Origin of the sequence: Geodermatophilus sp. CPCC 205506, assembly GCF_051383635.1 — a bacterium.
Taxonomy (GTDB): Bacteria; Actinomycetota; Actinomycetes; order Mycobacteriales; family Geodermatophilaceae; genus Geodermatophilus.
In genome coordinates, this window is record NZ_JALPKP010000021.1 from 54,681 (window position 1) to 68,300 (window position 13,620).

Genomic DNA, 13,620 nt, shown 5'->3' on the forward strand with positions numbered 1-13,620 from the left:
CACGGTTCGTGGTCAGCATCACGACGCGGGATGCGTCGGTCGACTTCCCCATCTTCGACGCCAAGAGCAGGTCCCTGAAGAAGACCGTGCTCGGCCTCGTCGGCGGCAACATCTCCAGCGACACCAAGGTGCCGATCATCCAGGCCCTGCGCGACATCACGGTGGATCTCGACCACGGCGCCCGCGTGGGCCTGGTCGGGCACAACGGCGCCGGCAAGTCCACCCTGCTGCGGCTGCTGGCCGGCATCTACGAGCCGACCCGCGGGTCCGCCGAGGTGCAGGGCAAGGTGGCGCCGGTGTTCGACCTCGGTGTGGGCATGGACCCGGAGATCTCCGGCTACGAGAACATCCTCATCCGGGGCCTCTTCCTCGGCATGACCCGCAAGCAGATGGAGGAGCGGGTCGACGACATCGCCGAGTTCACCGAACTCGGGGACTTCCTCTCCATGCCGTTGCGCACGTACTCGACCGGCATGCGCGTGCGCCTGGCCCTGGGCGTCGTGACGAGCATCGACCCGGAGATCCTGCTGCTGGACGAGGGCATCGGCGCGGTGGACGCCGCCTTCCTGGAGAAGGCACGCGACCGGCTCAGCGACCTGGTCGACCGTGCCGGCCTCCTCGTCTTCGCCTCCCACTCCGATGAGTTCCTGCGGCAGCTGTGCACCAGTGCGATCTGGATGGAGCACGGCCGGGTGAAGCAGCAGGGCTCGCTGAAGGAGATCCTGCTCGCCTACAAGGGTCCCGACGCGTGGGTGGACGAGGGGCACGGCGCGGCGTGACCGCCGCGCGCCCCACCGGCGGCGACCTGGTCGTCGCCGTCATCGTCACGCGGCACCGGACCGAGCTGCTGCGGCAGAGTCTGCAGGCCGTCGTCGGACAGACCCGCGCCGTCGGTGCGATCGTCGTGGTCGACAACGGGGCCGACCACGCCACCGAGGCGGTCGTCCGCGACTGCCCCCTCCGAACGGTCTACGTGCCGTCGGAGACCAACCTGGGCGGCGCCGGCGGGTTCGCGCTGGGCCTGCTGACCGCGTTGTCGCTCGGCGCGGACTGGGTGTGGTGCGCCGACGACGACGGCCGTCCGGGTGGCCCCGACGTGCTGGCCACGCTCGTGGAGGAGGCCCTGCGCCGGGGCCTCGCCGAGATCTCACCGGCCGTCGTCGACGAGGCCGATCCCCGGCGGCTGGCCTTCCCGCTCCGTCGTGGCCTGCGCTGGAGGGGCTCCGTCGACGACTTCGGGACCGACGAGTTCCTGCCCTCGTACGCGTCGCTGTTCAACGGGGCACTCTTCCGCGCAGAGGCGTTCCGCGCGGTCGGCGTCCCCGATCTGCGGCTGTTCATCCGTGGTGACGAGACGGAGATCCACCGGCGGCTGCGCCGGTCCGGCCTGCGGTTCGGCACCACCCTGCGGGCGACCTACGTGCACCCGCAGGGGGGCGACGAGTTCCTCCCCATCCTCGGCGGGCGCCTGTCCGCCCAGTACCCCAGCGACGAGGCCAAGCGCTACTTCACCTACCGCAACCGCGGGTACCTCATGGCACAGCCCGGCATGCGCTGGCTGTTCCCTTTGGAGCTCGTCCGCTTCGGCTGGTTCTTCCTCAGCCGGCGGGACCTCCGGGGGCTGCGGGACTGGCTGGCACTCACCCGGGACGGCCGGCGCGAGCGTTTCGCGATGCCCGGGGACCGCAGATGACCCACGAGAGGGGACCCATGATCGAGCGGGCCAAGGTCGCCGTGCGCGGCAAGCTGATCAACGCCGTCCGCGAGGCCGCCCGGGACGCGGTCGGCGAGTCGCGGCCGGAGGAGACCCGGGCGCTCGTCCAGTCGGTGCTCGACGCGGCCGAAGCCGGTCGTCGGGACGCGGAGAAGCGGGCCGAGGAGGTCACGCGGCAGCTGGAGGAGCTGAAGGCGGAAGTGCTGCGGCTGCAGGCCGCGGTCGCCGGCTTCGAGCACCGCCACCGCCGCGACATCGGCTTCGCCGGTGACGTCCTGGCGTTGCAGGAGACGACGCGCTTCATCCTCGACGAGATGCCCGAACTGCCGCGGTACCCGGCCCCCCACGACACGCTGCGGCACGGCCTGGACCTGGTGGGGGAGACCCCGGGCATGGCCCTCGAGTTCGGGGTCGGCCAGGGCACGACCCTGCGGATCATCGCCGAACGGTGCACCGGCCGGAAGGTCGTCGGCTTCGACGTCTTCAGCGGCCTGCCGGAGACGTGGCGCAGCGACTTCCCGGCCGGGACGTTCAAGCAGGAGTCCCTGCCCGAGGTGCCCGGCGCCGAGCTCGTGGTCGGTCTCTTCGAGGACACCCTGCCGAGCTTCGTCGAGGAGAACGACGGGCCGGTGGCCTTCCTCCACCTGGACGCCGACCTGTACTCCTCGACGCGCACCGTGCTCGACGCGCTGGGCCGCCGGCTGCGGCCGGGGTCGGTCGTCGTGTTCGACGAGTACTTCAACTACCCGGGCTGGCAGGGCCACGAGCACAAGGCCTGGATGGAGTTCGTCGAGCAGACCGGCGTCACCTACCGCTGGGAGGCCTACAGCCTCGACCACGAGCAGCTGGTGGCCACGGTGCTGACCACGCCCTGGGACAGCTGACGGTATACCCCGAGACGACGAGAGCCGCCGGCCCCCCAGGGGCCGGCGGCTCTCGTCGTCTCGGAGATCGTCAGAGGACGGTGCGGGGGAAGGCCGGCTTCGGGTCGAAGCGGACGCCCTCGATGAACTTGCGCGCCAGTCGGCGGCGCAGCCGCCACGGCACCTTCCCGCCCTTGAGCCCGGTGTACAGGCGCTGGGCGAAGCGAAGGGCCGCGAACGGGTCCTCGTGGTGCCAGCGGAAGGACGCCTCGTTGCGGACGCCGTACTCGAACTTCCACATGTTGCCCTCGCTGACGTCACCGAAGTTCACGCCCCGGTTCACGCCGAGATCGTGGGTGACCGTGCTGCGGAGCACCTGGACGCCGGGGCCGGCGGCGGTGAGCCGCCGGGTGTACTCCTGGTCGTCGAACCAGATGAAGTACTCCGCGAGCGGCAGGCCGAACTGGGTGATCGCCCACCGCGGGAACATGACGGAGACGAACGAGCAGGAGTTGACCAGGACGGTGTTCTCGCCCCGGACCAGCAGCTTGCCCCAGTCCCACGTGGGCTCGGGGTTGTTCATCTCGCAGATGTCGCCGTTGGTCCACCGGACGACGGAGCAGGCGAACGGCAGGCGCATGCCCATGTTCGCCTCGGCGGAGGCGTGGCCGTCGAGGAGCACGCGCAGCGCGTCGGTGTCGGCGTAGCAGTCGTCGTCCATGATCCAGACGAAGTCGGCGCCGCGCTCGTAGGCCACCGACATGCCGTGGGCGAACCCGCCTGCGCCACCGGTGTTGGTGGTCAGCCGCTCGATGCGCACGGTGGGCCGGTCCTCGTAGGCGGCGAGCACCTCCGCCGTGGAGTCCGTGGAGGCGTTGTCCACGATGATGACCTGCTCGGCCGGGCGGTCCTGGGCGAGGACCTGCTCGATCACCTTGCCCAGCTTGTCGGCGCGGTTGTAGGTCACGATGACCGCGGCCACGTTCGTCGTGGTCAAGAGGCCCACCTTTCATAGAGCTCCCGGGTCCAGTCCCGGGCGCGGGGAAGAGCTGCGAACGCGTCGACCCGGGCCCGCTGCTCGGCCAGCAATCGGGTCGTGAAGGCGTCGTCCTCGCAGATGGAGACCAGCGTGCGCTCGGCGGCACGCAGGAAGGGCACGGTCGCGCGGGGGAGGAGCAGCTCGGGGTGCACGACGGAGGCCTGGGAGCCGACGTCGCTGCTCACCACGAGGACGTCGTGCGCGTCGGCCTCGAAGGAGGTCAGCGTCACGCCCTCGTTGTCCGAGCTGATGACGAGGACGTCGGCCTCGTCCAGCGTGTCGGAGACCGCCCGGTCGGCTCCACGCAGCTCGAGCGTCCCGGCCAGCCCGAAACGAGCTCGATCGGACCCGACGTCGGCGGCGAGCTCGCCGTCCCCGTGCATGACGAACCGCACGCGGTCCCCGAGACGGTCCCGGAGCCGGGCGGCCAGGCGCAGGAACAGGTAGGGGCGCTTCTGCTGGGTGAACCGGCCGACAAAGGCGACGGTCATGGGATCGCCGGGCTTTCGGCTGGGCGCGGGTGCTGCCCGCCCAGCCGAGGGGTCGACGGTGAGGTCGGCGAGGGTCGCCAGGCTGATCTTCTCGCGGGGCAGACCCTGCCGGTCGACCAGGTAGTCCCGCAGTTGCGGGGAGATGACGTGGTGGGCGTCCATCACGTTGGACATCCGCAGGGCGATGTCCACGAAGCCGCCGGTGCGCCACTCCAGGACGTGCAGCGAGTCGATCAACTCGGTGCCGGGGTACTGGGCCCGGATCCAGGGCAGCCGCTGGTAGAGCCAGGTGCAGTGGTGGATGTGCACGCCACGGATGTCGAAGCGCCCGAACAGCTGGCTCAGCAGCCCGGACTCCTGGGTGCCCTGCATCGGGTGGGTGAGCGGGATGACCAGCGCGTCGTCGAAGACCGAGCGCACGATGTCGGGGTGGCCCGACGGGCGGTCGCTGAGCACGACCGGCAGCAGGCCGGCCTGCCGGGCCATCCCGATGGTCTCGGCGGCCCACCTCTCCGCACCGCCCAGCTCCAGCCAGTGCAGGCCGAAGAGCACCGCCTTGGTGGACCCGCGCGAGGAACCGACGTTCGTGTTGTGCAGCCTGCCCACGCGCGGGATGGGCCGGGAGAGCCGTCGGTTCTCCAGGCGGTCGGTGCGCAGCTGGCGAACGGCGTCGAAGGCCACCGGGGCGCGCCGGCGGACCGCGTCCCGGGCGGCGTACAGGCGGCCAGGGGGGTGCTCGATCCTCATGAGCGTCTCGGGCGGCCCGCCGAGGTCGAGCACCACGTCGACGACGCCGGTCGTCGACACGGGCTGACCGCTGGCCTGCGCCTCGATGGTCCCGACGACGGTCCGGTCGTCGCCCCACTCGATCGTGGACGTGCGCTGGTCGGTCAACGAGGGGAAGTGGGGTCCCTCCGTCCGGAGGACAGTGGCCCGGATCCGCTCGCCCGGCCGGGCCAGGCAGTGGAATGCCAGCGCCCCGTCCAGGAGTCGGGCCTCTCGGAGGGAGAGTCCCGTGAACCAGTCCGGCTCGTGGAGGATCTCGAACACCCGGTGAGCGCCGGTCTGGTCGTGCGGGTCGGTCACCGGTGGTCCTCCGGGACGGAGCGTCCGCCAGGGGCGAGAGCGGTCGTCGTGGGCATTCAGTCCTCCAGGCGGCCGTCGAGCGAGCCACCCTGGTCGAAGAAGGGGCGGATGCGGTTGTCGAACATGCTGAGGGCCGAGCCGATGGCCATGTGCATGTCGAGGTACTTGTACGTACCCAGCCGACCGCCGAAGAGCACCCGCTTCTCCGCGGCCTCCTTCGTGGCCAGCTCGCGGTAGCGCTCCAGCTTGGCGCGGTCCTCGGGGGTGTTGATCGGGTAGTACGGCTCGTCGCCGGACTCGGCGGAGCGGGAGTACTCGCGGACGACGACGGTCTTGTCGGCGGGGTAGGCGCGCTCGGGGTGGAAGTGCCGGAACTCGTGGATCCGGGTGAAGGGCACGTCCTCGTCGGCGTAGTTCATGACCGAGGTCCCCTGGAAGTCGCCGATCGGCAGGACCTCGGTCTCGAAGTCCAGCGTCCGCCAGCCGAGCTCGCCGGCGTCGTAGTCGAAGTACTTGTCGATCGGACCGGTGAACACGGTCGGCACGTCGGCCGGCAGCTCGTCGCGGACGTCGAAGTAGTCCGTGGACAGCCGCACCTCGATGTTGGGGTGGTCGGCCATCTTCTGCAGCCAGGCGGTGTAGCCGTCCTTCGGCAGACCCTCGTAGGTGTCGTTGAAGTACCGGTTGTCGAAGGTGTAGCGGACCGGGAGCCGGGCGATGACCGCGGCGGGCAGCTCGGTCGGATCGGTCTGCCACTGCTTCTTCGTGTACCCGCGGATGAACGCCTCGTAGAGCGGGCGGCCGATCAGCGAGATCGCCTTCTCCTCGAGGTTCTTGGCCTCGGAGGTGTCGAACTCGGCGGCCTGCTCGGCAACGAGGGCGCGGGCCTCCTCGGGGGAGAAGCTCTTGCCGAAGTACTGGCAGATCGTGGCCAGGTTCATCGGCAGCGAGTAGGTCTGGCCCTGGTAGATGCTGAAGACCCGGTGCTGGTAGTTCGTGAACTCGGTGAACTGGTTCACGTACTCCCAGACGCGCTCGTTCGAGGTGTGGAACAGGTGCGCGCCGTACACGTGCACCTCGATCCCGGTCTCGGGCTCGGGTGCGGAGTAGGCGTTGCCACCGATGTGGTCGCGGCGGTCGAGCACGAGCACCCGCTTGTCCAGCTGGCTGGCCACGCGCTCGGCGACCGTGAGGCCGAAGAAGCCGGAGCCGACGACGACGAGGTCAGGACTGGCTGAAGTCACGCCTTGCGACTGTACCGGCGGGGGAGAGACCGACCCGGCTCATCCGGGGGAATCGGACTCACGGTGGGACGAAACCGTCCCCCTCGTCCCAAGCGTCACAAGGGACTCCTCGCCGACCCCGCCGGAGGCCCGCGGGCGGCGCTGCGCGCCGTCCACCTCGTAGGGTCGTCCGGCGTGAGCGACCCATCCCCAGGCCCGCTGCGCGTCGTCGCGGTGACGTACTCGCCCGGCGATGCCCTCGTCGGCTTCGTCGACTCGCTGGCGCACGCGACGGTGCGGCCGGTCGAGGTCGTCCTGGCCGACAACGGGTCCACCGACGGCGCTCCGGAGCGGGCGGCGGCCCAGCACCCGCACGTCCGGCTGCTGCGCACCGGCGGCAACATCGGCTACGGCGCCGCGGTCAACGCCGGGCTGGCCGGGGTCACCGAGGGGTACGCCGTCGTCGCCAACCCCGACGTGCGGTTCGACCCCGGGTCGATCGACGAGCTGCTGGCCGTCGCTGCCCGGTGGCCGCGCGCGGCCACCGTCGGCCCGGCGATCCGCACCCCCGAGGGCGAGCTCTACCCGTCGGCCCGCGACCTGCCCCGGTTGTCCACCGGCGCCGGGCACGCCCTGCTCGGCTGGGTGTGGCCCGGCAACCCGTGGACGGCCCGGTACCGGCGGGAGCGGGAGGCCCCGCGGGAGCGCCCGGCCGGTTGGCTGTCGGGCTCCTGCCTGCTGGTCGACGTCGCCGCGTTCTGGTCGGTCGGCGGCTTCGACCCCGGCTACTTCATGTACTTCGAGGACGTCGACCTCGCCGAGCGGCTGAGCCGGCGGGGCTGGTTGCACGTCTACGCGCCGACGGCGGTGGTCACCCACGAGGGGGGCCACGCCACCCGCCGCGAGCCGCACCGCATGCAGCGGGTGCATCACACCAGCGCGCTGCGCTACCTGTCCGGCCGGTACCCGCTCCGCCGGCACACGCCGCTGCGGCTGGCCCTCCGCGGCGGGCTCGCTGCCCGGATGCTCGTGTCCTACGTCAGCGGCCGGGTGGCCGCGGGCGCGCGCTTCCAGCGCCGGGCCGAGGGCCTGGGCCGGGGCGCCCGCCGCGCCCAGGCCCGACGGAGGTCAGCGCCTGGCGGCGGAACGGAAGTGGCGGGCGGCCGCGGAACGCGGACGGGTGCCTCCGGTCCCGTCGTCCACCTCGGCCACGACGTTCCACATCGCCGACCAGGCCCGGGGTGACGTGAGGTCCTGCAGGGCCGCCCGGTACTCCCGCTGCAACGCCGGGAACGACCGGTGGAGGCGGCGGTGCAGCCGGACCGAGCGCCACAGCAGACGGAGGAAGAGCCGCCGGTCGCGGTAGCGCATCGTCACCCCGCGACCGTCGGCCGTGGCGACCGTGGCGCTGTCCAGGCGCGACAGGAGGAACCACTGGGCGTCCTGGGCGCTGACGTTCATCTGCGGTCGCTCGCGGGCCTCGGGATCGGGCTGCCGCATGTTGTGGACCAGGCCCTTGACCAAGGTGATCGCGATCGCCGGCCGCCGCACCGGTGGCGTGAGCAGCGGCTCGGCGCGCAGTGCCCCGAGCTGCGCGGGCGCGACGTCGGCGGAGGAGGACAGCACCGTCCCGTCGGGGAAGTCCTTCAGCTGGCGCAGCACGCTCGGGAGCGCCGTCGGCAGGTTCTGGAACAGCCGGCTCGGACCCGCGAGGAAGTCCTCGTAGGCGCGGTGGTGCAGCGCCGTGTTGCCGTACTGCATCATGATCAGGAACTTCAGGTCGAATTTGAACGTGTCCCGCAGCAGGGTGCCGCCGCGCTCGTGGGGGGAGTGCAGCGCCGCCGCGATGAGCCGGTTGCGGACGTGGAAGTACGCCTGCCACCCGCTGGTGTCGTCCTTGTCCGACCACGACAGGTGCCACACGGCCATGCCCGGCAGGGTGACCGTGGGGATCCCGTTCTCACCGGCCCGGAGTCCGTACTCGGCGTCGTCCCACTTGATGAACAGCGGCAGGGCCAACCCGACCTGATCGAGCGCCTCGCGGGGGATGAGGCACATCCACCACCCCGTGTAGTCGACGTCGATGCGCCGGTGCAGGTCCGGGGACTCGCGCAGGCTCTCCTGGCTGAAGTCGTGCCCGTAGGTGGTGTGCGGAGCCGCGCGCCAGAAGAACTTGTCCCGGTCGACGACCTCGCCGACCGCGTGCAGCACCGACCGATCCTGCAGGGCCAGCATCTGGCCGCCCACCAGCGTCGGCCACTTGGTGTAGCGCGCGAAAGCGCAGGCCCGCGCGATGCTGTCCGGCTCCAGCTGGACGTCGTCGTCGAGCAGCAGCACGTGCGTGAGCCCGGTCGAGGCGAGCGTCTCGGACATCACGCGGGCGAAGCCGCCGCTCCCGCCGAGGTTGGGCTGCTCGAAGATCTGCAGGCGTCCGCCGAGGGCGGAGTCCACCTCGGCGTGACGCGGAGCCCGCCGCACCTTTCGATCCCCCTGGTCGGCCACGAAGACCCGCTCCACCTGGCCCAGGACGAACGGGTCGGCGGCCAGGGTGGCCAGCGCCGCGAGGCAGTCCTCGGGGCGGTTGTAGGTGCACACCCCGACCGCGGGACGGACCTCGTTGCGGGGTGACTCGGGCGTGGTCCACGCGGCCCGGTGGACGGTCACCGGGTCCTTGCCCGCGGTGACGTCGAACCAGTACCAGCCGCCGTCCTCGAAGGGGGTGAGGTCCAGGTCGAACGAGAGCGTCCGCTCATCCCCGCCGGTGGTCAGGCCGGTGACGTGGACGATGCTGCCGTCGGCCTTGGAGCGGTAGACGTCGATGCGCCCGCGTCCGGTCACGAGGAGTTCGAGGACGACGGTCGACAACGTCGTCCACCGGCGCCAGTAGCCGGCCGGGAAGGCGTTGAAGTAGGTGGCGAACGAGACCTCGTGGCCCGCGGGGACGACGGCCGCACTGCGGTCGAGGTCGTCCACACGTTCCCCGGCCCGCTCGTCCAGGTACAGCGAGCGGACCTTGACCGGGTCGCTGGGCCGCGGCATCAGCACGCGCTGCAGCACGGTGACGCTGCGGCCCGGGGACTGCTCGTCGAGGCTCGCCTCTCGCGCGGTCTCGGGGTTCGACACGTCCACGGACCCGGCGGCGTCGGTTGCGGTGGCCGTCGCCCCGGTCGCAGGCGGGGAGGCCGAGTCGTTTGCCATGCGCCGAACGTAGGCAGCCTTCTTCCTCATCGCCCTCTCCCACCCCGCCTCCCCTGGGGTGGGCCCTCGTGCCCCTGCCCTCGTGACGCGCGTCGTCACACCGTGCCCGAGCGCGCTGGCGGAGCGCAATCAGGTTCACCCGCTGGGGCGTTCAACCCGGCCTCACCGGCAGAGCAGGATGGGATCGACGGGCGGCCGGCGCCCGGAGAGGGGTGGCTCTGTGCGGCACGCGGTGATCATGGCCGGCGGCTCGGGAACGCGGCTGTGGCCGCTGTCCCGCGGCGGTCGGCCCAAGCAGCTGCTCGACGTCGTCAGCGACGGTGCGGGCGGGGCGGCCCACAGCCTCCTGGCCGAGGCCTTCGCCCGGCTGGAGGCGGTGCTGCCCCCGGAGCAGATCTGGGTGTGCACCGCGGCCCGCTACGGCGACCAGGTGCGCTCGGCCCTGCCGCGGTTGCGCGCCGACCGGCTGGTGCTCGAACCGGTCGCGCGGGACACCGCCAACGCCGTCGGCCTGGCCGCCGCGCTGGTGGCCGACGTCGACCCCGACGCCGAGCTCGCCGTCGTGAGCGCCGACCACGTCATCCGCCCGGTCGAGCGGTTCGCCGTCGCGCTGACCACGGCCTACGACGCCCTCGCGGCCCGCCCCCGGTCGCTGGTCACGCTGGGCATCCGGCCCACGGCCCCGGCGACCGGGTTCGGCTACGTCCAGCGCGGCGCGGCCACCGAGGTGCCCGGCGTGGCGGAGGCGGCGTCCTTCCGGGAGAAGCCCGACCGCGCCACCGCCGAGCAGTACCTCGCCTCGGGTGAGTACCTGTGGAACTCGGGCATGTTCGTCTGGCGGGCCCGGACCGTCCTCGACGCGCTGGCCGACCACCTCCCGGCGTCGGCCGAGGGGCTGGCGCGGATCGTCGCCGCCCCGGCCGGCCCGCAGCGCGACGCCGTCCTGGCCGAGGTCTTCCCGACGCTGCCGAAGATCAGCGTCGACTACGCCGTCCTCGAGCCGGCGGCCGGCGAGCCGGGCCGGGTGCTCGTGGCCGACCTGGACGTCGACTGGCTGGACGTCGGCTCGTGGCCGGCGCTCGCAGCCACCCTGGAGACGGTGGGGGAGAACGCCGTGCGCGGCCTGGCGGTGACGCTCGACAGCGCGGGCAACATCGTCTTCAGCGACGACCCCGAGCACCTCGTCGCCCTCGTCGGTGTGCGCGACAGCGTCGTCGTGCACACCCGGGACGTGACGATGGTCTGCCCGGTCGGCGAGGCCGAGCGGGTCAAGCAGCTGCTCGGCGCGGTGGAGGAGCAGCACGGGCCGCGGTTCAGCTGAGCCGCGTCGCTAGCCTGCGGGTCATGAAGGACTTCGACGTCGCCGCTGTCGTCTCCGGTGGGGCCTCCGGGCTGGGCGAGGCCACGGTGCGCGCCCTGACCGCGCGGGGCGCGGCCGTGACCATCCTCGACCTGCAGGAGGAGAAGGGCGCGCAGCTCGCCGCCGAGCTGGGCGGGCACACCACCTTCGTCCGCACCGACGTCACCGACCCGGCGTCGGTGGAGGCGGCGGTCGCCGAAGCCACCGGCAAGGACCGGCCGCTGCGGATCGCGGTCAACTGCGCCGGGATCGGCTGGGCCCAGCGCACCGTGGGCAAGGGCAACGTGCCGCACGAGTTCGACCCGTTCGTCCGCACCGTGATGGTCAACCTGGTCGGCACCTTCAACGTCCTCCGGCTGGCCGCCGCCGCGATGGCCGCCACCGAGCCCGGCGAGGACGGCGAGCGCGGCGTCGTGGTGAACACCGCCTCGATCGCCGCCTACGACGGCCAGATCGGGCAGATCGCCTACTCGGCGTCCAAGGGCGGCATCGTCGGGATGACCCTGCCGGCGGCCCGCGACCTCTCCGGCGTGGGCGTGCGCGTGTGCACCATCGCACCCGGCCTGGTGGACACGCCGCTGCTGGGCACCCTGCCCGAGGAGGCCCGCCAGAGCCTGTCGGCGGGCATACCCTTCCCCAAGCGCCTCGGGCGCCCGGCGGACTTCGCCGAGCTGGCCCTGGACATCGTCGAGCACGGCTACCTGAACGGCGAGGTCATCCGGATGGACGGCGCGCTCCGGATGGCCCCTCGCTGACCCCGCCCCGCCGCCCCCGGGTGGCCGGGTCCTCTTCCCCGGGGAGCACCTCCTGAGCACCACCCTCCTCGACGCCCCGGCGTTCACCGACGTCTGGCGGCCGCACTGGCCGCTGGACGTCCGCCGGGCCCTCTTCCCGCACCAGCGCAGCAGCGGCGACCCCACCCTGCGGCACACCGACGACGGCACCTGGCGCGCGGTCAGCACGCCCGAGGGGCCCGCGACCGCGCACCTCGCGGTCCGGGCCGGGGAGGTCCGGATCACCGCGTGGGGGCCGGGCGCCGAGTGGGCCGGGGCCCGGGTGCCCGGCTGGCTGGGCGCCGACGACCGGCCGGAGGAGTTCGAGCCGGGCGACCACCCGCTGCTCGCCCGGCTGCACCGCACCACGCCGTGGCTGCGCCTGGGCCGCACGGGCCGCACCTGGGACGCGCTCGTACCCGCCGTCCTCGAGCAGAAGGTCACCGTGATCGAGGCGCACCGCGTGTGGCGGGCACTGCTGCGGCTGGCCGGAGACCCGGCGCCGGGGCCGGCGCCGGAGGGCATGCGGGTGATCCCCTCGCCGCGGCGGGTGCTGGACGTGACCGACTGGGAGTGGCACCGCTGCGGCCTCGACGGCGCGCGCCGCCGCGCCCTCCGGGCGGTCGCCGGCGTCGCGTCACGGCTGGAACCGGCCGACGACCGGACCTGCGCCGAGCTGCGCCGGCGCCTGCAGGTGGTGCCCGGCATCGGGGTCTGGACGGCGGCCGAGGTGGTGCAGCGGGTGTTCGGTTGCCCGGACACCGTCAGCTACGGCGACTACCACCTGAAGAACCAGGTGGGCTTCGCGCTGACCGGCGCCGCGCGGACCGACGACGACACGATGATGGCGCTGCTCGAGCCCTGGCGCGGGCAGCGGCAGCGGGTGGTGCGGCTGCTGCTGGCCGGGGGCGTCGCGCGGGCGCCGCGGTTCGGCCCGCGGAACGCGCCGACCAACCACCGCCGGATCTAGGGGCCCGCTTCAGGCCAGCGGGGCGTCGAGCAGGCGGAGCAGGTAGTCGCCGTATCCGCTCTTGCCCAGGGGCTCGGCGGCCCGGCGCAGCCCGTCGTCGTCCAGCCAGCCCTGCCGCCAGGCGACCTCCTCGATGCAGCCGATCTTGAGGCCCTGCCGCTCCTCGACGACGGAGACGAACTCGGTGGCCTGCCGCAGCGAGGTGAACGTCCCGGTGTCCAGCCAGGCCGTGCCGCGGTCGAGCACCGTCACCCGCAGCCGGCCCTGCCGCAGGTAGTGCTCGTTGACCGCGGTGATCTCCAGCTCGCCCCGGGCGCTGGGCGTGATGCCGCGCGCGACGTCGACCACGCCGGACTCGTAGAAGTAGAGCCCCGGCACCGCGTACGGGCTCTTGGGGTGCGCGGGCTTCTCCTCGATCGAGAGCACCCGGCGATCGGCGTCGAACTCGACGACGCCGTAGTCCTGCGGGTTGGCCACGTGGTAGGCGAACACGTGCCCGCCGTCGGGGTCCGGCTGCCGGGCCAGCGCGGTGCCCAGGCCGGCGCCGTAGAAGATGTTGTCGCCGAGCACGAGGGCCACCGAGGCGTCCCCGATGAAGTCGGCGGCGATGAGGAAGGCCTGCGCGAGCCCCTCGGGACGGGGCTGGACGGCGTACTCGATCCGCATGCCCAGCCGGGTGCCGTCGCCGAGCAGCGAGCGGAAGGCCTCCTGGTCGCCCGGGGTGGTGATGACCAGCACCTCGCGCACCCCGGCCATCATCAGCGTGGAGAGCGGGTAGTAGACCATCGGCTTGTCGTAGACGGGCATCAGCTGCTTGCTGACCGCCTGGGTGATCGGGAAGAGGCGGCTGCCGGTGCCCCCGGCCAGGATGATCCCGCGCATGATCGGCGACGCTACCGAGGC

General features: G+C 72.5%; 12 protein-coding genes. 7 read left to right on the forward strand and 5 right to left on the reverse strand.

Annotation, left to right across the window (positions count from 1 at the left end; all coding sequences use genetic code 11):
* Window positions 1–8 precede the first annotated feature (8 nt).
* The 3 genes from wzt to MY520_RS13775 are packed head-to-tail and all read left to right on the forward strand — an operon-like array spanning window position 9 to window position 2,598.
* Window positions 9–779 (forward strand): galactan export ABC transporter ATP-binding subunit Wzt/RfbE, encoded by a 771-nt coding sequence (gene wzt, locus MY520_RS13765; protein ID WP_436692662.1) that lies wholly within the window; start codon window positions 9–11, stop codon window positions 777–779.
* Window positions 776–1,693 carry a galactofuranosyltransferase GlfT1 gene (glfT1, locus tag MY520_RS13770; RefSeq protein ID WP_436692663.1) on the forward strand — a complete coding sequence of 306 codons (918 nt, stop codon included), beginning with the start codon at window positions 776–778 and terminating at the stop codon, window positions 1,691–1,693. The genes wzt and glfT1 overlap by 4 nt, the downstream gene beginning before the upstream one ends.
* The gene (locus MY520_RS13775) at window positions 1,690–2,598 is read left to right on the forward strand and encodes a class I SAM-dependent methyltransferase (RefSeq protein ID WP_436692664.1); all 909 of its coding nucleotides are present in this window, start codon (window positions 1,690–1,692) and stop codon (window positions 2,596–2,598) included. Before glfT1 ends, MY520_RS13775 begins: the two co-directional genes overlap by 4 nt.
* Before the next feature lie 70 nt (window positions 2,599–2,668).
* Here the strand turns inward: MY520_RS13775 and MY520_RS13780 are convergent, their stop codons facing one another.
* Genes MY520_RS13780 through glf form a run of 3 tightly spaced genes read right to left on the reverse strand, consistent with a single transcriptional unit; the run spans window position 2,669 to window position 6,437 of the window.
* Window positions 2,669–3,574, reverse strand: a complete 906-nt coding sequence (locus MY520_RS13780) for a glycosyltransferase family 2 protein (protein WP_436692665.1) — start codon at window positions 3,572–3,574, stop codon at window positions 2,669–2,671.
* On the reverse strand, window positions 3,571–5,193 hold the full coding sequence (locus MY520_RS13785; RefSeq protein ID WP_436692666.1) for a glycosyltransferase: 1,623 nt from the start codon (window positions 5,191–5,193) through the stop codon (window positions 3,571–3,573). The genes MY520_RS13780 and MY520_RS13785 overlap by 4 nt, the downstream gene beginning before the upstream one ends.
* 56 nt (window positions 5,194–5,249) lie before the next feature.
* The gene (gene glf / locus MY520_RS13790) at window positions 5,250–6,437 is read right to left on the reverse strand and encodes a UDP-galactopyranose mutase (protein WP_436692667.1); all 1,188 of its coding nucleotides are present in this window, start codon (window positions 6,435–6,437) and stop codon (window positions 5,250–5,252) included.
* A 174-nt stretch (window positions 6,438–6,611) separates the two neighbouring features.
* On the opposite strand from glf, the gene MY520_RS13795 reads away from it, so the two are divergent.
* On the forward strand, window positions 6,612–7,661 hold the full coding sequence (locus tag MY520_RS13795) for a glycosyltransferase family 2 protein (protein ID WP_436692668.1): 1,050 nt from the start codon (window positions 6,612–6,614) through the stop codon (window positions 7,659–7,661).
* Here MY520_RS13795 and MY520_RS13800 read toward each other — a convergent pair.
* A complete protein-coding gene (locus tag MY520_RS13800) occupies window positions 7,545–9,614 on the reverse strand; it encodes a glycosyltransferase (RefSeq protein WP_436692669.1) in 2,070 nt (689 codons plus the stop codon). The genes MY520_RS13795 and MY520_RS13800 overlap by 117 nt on opposite strands.
* Before the next feature lie 220 nt (window positions 9,615–9,834).
* Here MY520_RS13800 and MY520_RS13805 point away from each other — a divergent pair, with 220 nt between their 5' ends.
* The 3 genes from MY520_RS13805 to MY520_RS13815 all read left to right on the forward strand — a co-directional run bounded on the left by MY520_RS13805 (window position 9,835) and on the right by MY520_RS13815 (window position 12,717).
* A complete protein-coding gene (locus MY520_RS13805) occupies window positions 9,835–10,935 on the forward strand; it encodes a mannose-1-phosphate guanylyltransferase (protein ID WP_436692670.1) in 1,101 nt (366 codons plus the stop codon).
* A 23-nt stretch (window positions 10,936–10,958) separates the two neighbouring features.
* Window positions 10,959–11,729, forward strand: a complete 771-nt coding sequence (locus MY520_RS13810) for an SDR family NAD(P)-dependent oxidoreductase (protein ID WP_436692671.1) — start codon at window positions 10,959–10,961, stop codon at window positions 11,727–11,729.
* 301 nt (window positions 11,730–12,030) lie between these two features.
* Window positions 12,031–12,717 (forward strand): DNA-3-methyladenine glycosylase family protein, encoded by a 687-nt coding sequence (locus MY520_RS13815; protein ID WP_436692672.1) that lies wholly within the window; start codon window positions 12,031–12,033, stop codon window positions 12,715–12,717.
* Between the two features lie 9 nt (window positions 12,718–12,726).
* Here the strand turns inward: MY520_RS13815 and rfbA are convergent, their stop codons facing one another.
* Entirely contained in the window at window positions 12,727–13,599 is an 873-nt protein-coding gene (gene rfbA / locus MY520_RS13820) for a glucose-1-phosphate thymidylyltransferase RfbA (protein ID WP_436692673.1), read from the reverse strand.
* Window positions 13,600–13,620 lie beyond the last annotated feature (21 nt).

Coding starts and splice junctions, on each gene's coding strand:
- MY520_RS13775 (WP_436692664.1), top strand. CDS start 1,690: ATGACCCACGAGAGGGGACCCATGATCGAGCGGGCCAAGGTCGCCGTG.
- MY520_RS13800 (WP_436692669.1), bottom strand. CDS start 9,614: ATGGCAAACGACTCGGCCTCCCCGCCTGCGACCGGGGCGACGGCCACC.
- MY520_RS13810 (WP_436692671.1), top strand. CDS start 10,959: ATGAAGGACTTCGACGTCGCCGCTGTCGTCTCCGGTGGGGCCTCCGGG.
- rfbA (WP_436692673.1), bottom strand. CDS start 13,599: ATGCGCGGGATCATCCTGGCCGGGGGCACCGGCAGCCGCCTCTTCCCG.